This is a genomic window from Mycobacterium sp., assembly GCF_035314665.1.
In the GTDB taxonomy this organism is placed as follows: domain Bacteria; phylum Actinomycetota; class Actinomycetes; order Mycobacteriales; family Mycobacteriaceae; genus Mycobacterium.
Genome location: NZ_DATFZD010000091.1, coordinates 1 through 4,837, shown reverse-complemented (window position 1 = coordinate 4,837; position 4,837 = coordinate 1). Strand labels below are relative to the sequence as shown.

Below are 4,837 nucleotides of genomic sequence, written 5' to 3'. Positions count from 1 at the left end.
CTCAGTGACCGTCGACGCCGCGGACAGCATCGAGGCCTCGGGTTTCAACAACCAGGTCACCTTTCACTCGGGCTCGCCAAGTGTCGACAAGTCCGGTGAATCGAATGTCGTACAACAGGGCTGACGCATCCCGGGTTTGGTACCGACGCTGAGGTCGATGTCCTGCACCAAGACGCGGGATCGCCCCGAGACGCCGACCCGCGGCAGTAGCGATTCGAGTTCATGGCAACTGTGAGCCCGGACGACCGGGCGGTACCAGAGATCCTCGGACGTCTGAGGCCCAATTGGTTCGCCTCCGTCATGGCAACCGGGATCGTCGCCACGGCCGCTGCAACACTTCCCGTCCATCTGCCCGGTCTGCGGGCCTTCGCGGAAGTGGTGTGGGTGTTCGCGGCCGCGCTGCTCGTTGTGCTCGTGGTTGCCGTCGGAGGCCACTGGTTGCGGCACCCCACGGCGGCCCGCAGTCATGATGTTCACGCAGCACAGTAGCTGCGCTAGACCGGTAGCGGCCAGACTGGCGATCGCGTTTCGCCTCAGGCGGGGCGTGGACTGATGGTGAAGTCGAACTCAGCCAGACCTTCAACGCCGCCGGTGATTTCATCGCCCGGCTGCATCGGCCCCACGCCGGCGGGGGTTCCGCTGTAGATGAGATCGCCGGGCGCGAGGTGCACCGTTTGCGAGACGAAGCTGATGACTTCCGGGATGGACCAGATCAGGTCCTGCAGGTCGCCGCGTTGTTTGAGCTCGCCGTTCACCTTAAGCCAGATTTCGCCTGTGGTGGGGTGGCCGACGACCTCAACGGGATGGATCGGGCTGCACGGCGCTGAGGCGTCAAAACCCTTGGCCCAGTCCCAGGGCCGGCTCAATTTCTTCGCCTCGTCTTGGATGTCACGTCGGGTGAGGTCGACACCGACGCCGTAGCCCCCAGACGAGGCGCGGTGCGTCCTTCGCCGCTACGTCGATGCCGCCGGCCTTGAGTGCCACCACCATTTCGACTTCGTGATGCAACTGCGAGGTGAGCGGAGGGTAGGGAATCACACCCTTGGCGTCGATCACGGCATCGGCCGGCTTCATGAAGAAAAAGGGCGGTTCGCGATCGGATCCTTACCCATTTCGCGGGCGTGGGCCGCGTAGTTGCGTCCGACGCAGAACACGCGACGGACGGGAAAGCGCTTGGCGCCGGTGCTCACCGGTAACGAAGCTACCGGCGGCGGTGGGATCACGTAATCGGTCATGTTGTCTCCGTGGGTTCACTGTGTGAGGGGTTGAGCGTTGACGTACATCGTCGCCACCCCGGGCGCTATCGGTGCGGGCAGCTGCGCGGCCTGTGTGACGGCTGCGGCGACGTGGTGGTTGGCGATCTGCGGGCGCGGCGCGCACTGCACCGGCCCTGTGTGACGAAGGATCAACAGGCCGACCAGAACCGCGGCAAGGCATCCTGCGGCACCGATTCCGAGTGCGGCCCGCCCACCCAACGAGTGGGCGATGCTGCCGATGATCACCGCGCCGATCGGCGTGGAACCCACGAACGCGGTGGTCCACAAACCGGTCACCCGGCCGCGCATGTCCGGTGGTGCCGCCAGCTGAATGGTGCCGTTCCCGGTGGTCAAAAACGCTATGCTGCACGCTCCGACCAGCACCGCGGCCGCAATCGCAGCCTGAAGTGTCGGACTGAACGCGATCAAGGTCATCGCGACGGCGTACCCGGCGCTCGCGACCACCAACCGGGGCAGACCGGTTTGGGGCCAGCGCATCAGGACCAGGCCGGCCGCGATTGCCCCGGCGCCGAACGCGCTGGTGAGCCAGCTGTAGCCGTCCAGTCCGCCGTGAATGGTCTGCTCAGCGAAAATGGGCAGGCTGACTTCGAATTCGTAGGTCAAGGTTCCGACGAAGACCATCATCGCCAGCGGGCCGGCGATGTCGCGGTTCCCGCGGGCCACGTTGAGGCCTTCCCGAAGCTGCCCACCCCGGCGCCGTACAGCGGTGCCAGCGCGCAAGGCCCGGGTGTCCAGCCTCGTCAGCGCGATCAGCACCATGCCGAAGCTCAGCGCGTTGAACAGGAAGCACCAACCCAGTCCGAAGGCGTGGATCAGCACCGCCGCGACCGCCGGACCGACAGCACGCCCGACGTTGGCGAAGATGCTGTTGGTGGTGACCGCCCGCCGGATCAGGTCCGCGCCGACCAGCTCAGGGATCAACGCCATCCGGGCCGGATTGTCCACCGCGGTGACCATCCCGAAGACCGCCGCGGCGACGAACACCTGCCAGATCGCAATGGTGCGGGCCAGCACCGAGATGCCCACGATGACCGAGACGCCCGCCAGCAGCATCGAGGTCAGCATCATCATGCGCCGTTTGTTGTGGCGGTCCACGATCAGCCCGGCATATGGGGTGCCGAGCAGGACCGGCAGGTATCGGGTGGCGGTGACCAGGCCCAGCGTCAAGCCCGAATGCGTCAGGTTCAAAACGAGCAGCCCCTGGGCGACGGTCTGGGTCCAGGATCCGATCAGGCTGAGCGACTGCCCGCCAACGAAACGACGGTAGTTGGGAATAGTGAACACCGTCAGGGCTGCCCGTGTGCCGAGCTCACCGCGCGGCATCCAAGACCGCATTCTGCCGACGTGATCACTGACATCGCCGCCCCGCGGCGGCTCGTTTCGCTGGGGCGTCATTTGCAGACGGCGGTGTGTTGCGTGCCGCTCGAACGTGGTGGGCTCAAGGAAGCACAATCGCGCTCCGGTCGCTTCGTGGGTTCGGCAATGAGCGGTGCGAGCCGCTCGGCCGAGCGAATCGCCTGGCGCGACGTCGAATAGATGCTCAGCGTGGTGATCCCGAGTCCTAGCATTGTGCACACCAACCACAGCGGCCTGGCGTCCGCGGTGTATTGGGCAGCGCTTGCGGTCAGAGCCGCCCCGGCGAGCGAACCGCACAGCGCCACACCGATACTGACGCCCACCTGACGGCTGGTCGAGGCCACCGCCGAGGCCGCACCCGCGCGATCCGTCGGCATGCCGCTGACCGCGGCGTTCGTGATCGGTGCGTTGGCCATCGCGAAGCCGGCACCAAACACCGCGAAGATCAGCACCACTGACCACACCGGAGCCGTCACCGTGAGGCCGGCCAGCATTACCGTCGCCGCGGTGATCATGATTCCGGCGGCGAGCAACGACGGCCGTGCGCCGAAGCGGCCTACCAACCGGCCCGACAATGGCGCCAGACACAGGGCTGCGACAGAAATCGGCAGGTACATCAGGCCGGTGTGGACAGCCGAGTAATGCCGCTCGCCCTGCAGATATAACGACATCATGAACAGGAAGGCGCCGTAGGCGGCATACGCGCACACCGCGATCACCGTCGCCGACGCGAACGGGATGCTGCGGGAGAACCGTAGGTCGATGAACGGATCGGTGTGCCGGGATTCATAGCGCAGAAATCCCCACAACGCCACCACCGCGACGACCGCTATGGCGACGGACGGAGCGGCTGTCCAGCCCATTTCACGTCCCTGGATCAGGACGAAGACGACGGAGAACAGGAAGGTCACGGCGAGCGCCTGACCGACCGGGTCCACGTCTCGCATCGTGGCCGAGCGCGACTCCGGGACAAAGATCGCGGTGAGCAGAATCGCGGCGGCGCAGATCGGCACGTTGATCCAAAACACCGCGCGCCAGTCGCCCAGAGCGATCAGCGCGCCGCCCGTCATCGGGCCGAGCGCCATCGCAATACCGATGACGGCCCCCAGACGCCGATCGCACGAGCGCGCTCGACCCGGCCGACGAACGCCTGACTGATGATCGACAGCGCAACAGGATTGAGCATCGAACCGCCGATTGCTTGCAAGAATCGGGCCGCGATCAGGGTGTGTATATCAGGAGCCGCGCTGCACAACAGCGATCCGACGGCGAAAATCGTCAACCCGATCTGAAAGACCCGCCGGCGGCCAAACCGGTCCGCGGCGGCTCCGGAGAGCAGCAGCAGCGACGCCAGCACCAGCGTGTAGACGTCGATCACCCACTGCAGCTCAGAAGCCGACGCATGCAGCTCTGTGCGGATCGACGGGATGGCGACGTTGACGATCGTCGCGTCCATCGACACGATCAGCAGGCTCAGGCAGCACGAGATCAAGATGATCATCTTGCGCCGCCGGCTCAGAGCCTCCATACAACAACTGTGAAGCTGCAGCAGTCAGCACGTCGAGCACGCCAGCCGGAATCTGTCGCCACCTGTTAGCCACCAGTGGCGCGCGGGTCCCGTTGCGGGAGAACCCGTGCCCGGTAGCGATGCCGTGGACGCCGAGAGGTGCGGCGATCGGTTCGCCGACCTTCAGGACCGCGATAGCGCGGTGCACATCCTGAAGCTCTGCGCTGCAGGCTATTTGACTCGCTTAATGCCGCGCCATGAGCGTTTGAACGCCAACCGGGCTCGCGAACGGCGCGCCCGATCAGACGACGTGGTCGGCGTGCATCTCGGCGATGGCGTCCGCGTCGTAACCCAGTTCGGTCAGGCCCTGAAGGGATTTCGCCGAACATGGTGGCGACGAGCGGGCGCTGGGGTTCGCGTCCAGGTACGGGCTCTCCGGTGACGCCGTTGGTGACCTCGTCCGCGGGTCAGCGGGCTTCGAGGAAGGTGATCACCGCCAGGACACGGCGGTGGTCGTCGCCCGTCTCGGGAAGGTTGAGCTTCATCAGGATGCTGCGGACGTGTTTTTCCACGGTGCCCTCGGTGACCCACAGCCGATGGGCGATGCCGGCGTTGGAGCGTCCCTCGGCCATCAGCGCCAGCACCTCGCGCTCGCGCTCACTGAGCGCGCCCAGCGGGTCGTCGCGCCGGCGGGCCG

General features: G+C 66.0%; 6 protein-coding genes and 2 pseudogenes. 2 read left to right on the top strand and 6 right to left on the bottom strand.

Going from position 1 to position 4,837, the window contains the following annotated elements; genetic code table 11:
* A partial coding sequence (locus tag VKI00_RS06820; protein WP_324398784.1) for a DUF3060 domain-containing protein occupies positions 1–124 on the top strand: 124 nt, incomplete at its 5' end.
* 98 nt (positions 125–222) lie between these two features.
* Positions 223–468: pseudogene (locus VKI00_RS06815) on the top strand (C4-dicarboxylate ABC transporter); the annotation flags it as partial.
* A 65-nt stretch (positions 469–533) separates the two neighbouring features.
* On the opposite strand, the gene VKI00_RS06810 reads toward VKI00_RS06815, so the two are convergent.
* From VKI00_RS06810 to VKI00_RS06785, 6 genes and pseudogenes are all read right to left on the bottom strand, one after another.
* Positions 534–866, bottom strand: a complete 333-nt coding sequence (locus tag VKI00_RS06810) for a fumarylacetoacetate hydrolase family protein (RefSeq protein WP_324436234.1) — start codon at positions 864–866, stop codon at positions 534–536.
* 22 nt (positions 867–888) lie between these two features.
* Positions 889–1,074 (bottom strand): fumarylacetoacetate hydrolase family protein, encoded by a 186-nt coding sequence (locus VKI00_RS06805; RefSeq protein WP_324436233.1) that lies wholly within the window; start codon positions 1,072–1,074, stop codon positions 889–891.
* Positions 1,071–1,235, bottom strand: a complete 165-nt coding sequence (locus VKI00_RS06800) for a hypothetical protein (protein ID WP_324436232.1) — start codon at positions 1,233–1,235, stop codon at positions 1,071–1,073. Before VKI00_RS06800 ends, VKI00_RS06805 begins: the two co-directional genes overlap by 4 nt.
* 15 nt (positions 1,236–1,250) lie before the next feature.
* The gene (locus VKI00_RS06795; RefSeq protein ID WP_324436231.1) at positions 1,251–2,600 is read right to left on the bottom strand and encodes an MFS transporter; all 1,350 of its coding nucleotides are present in this window, start codon (positions 2,598–2,600) and stop codon (positions 1,251–1,253) included.
* A 68-nt stretch (positions 2,601–2,668) separates the two neighbouring features.
* Positions 2,669–4,161 (bottom strand): annotated as a pseudogene (locus VKI00_RS06790) (MFS transporter).
* A gap of 446 nt (positions 4,162–4,607) precedes the next feature.
* Positions 4,608–4,837, bottom strand: a 230-nt coding sequence (locus VKI00_RS06785; protein ID WP_324436230.1) for a helix-turn-helix transcriptional regulator, incomplete at its 5' end; no start/stop codon positions are given.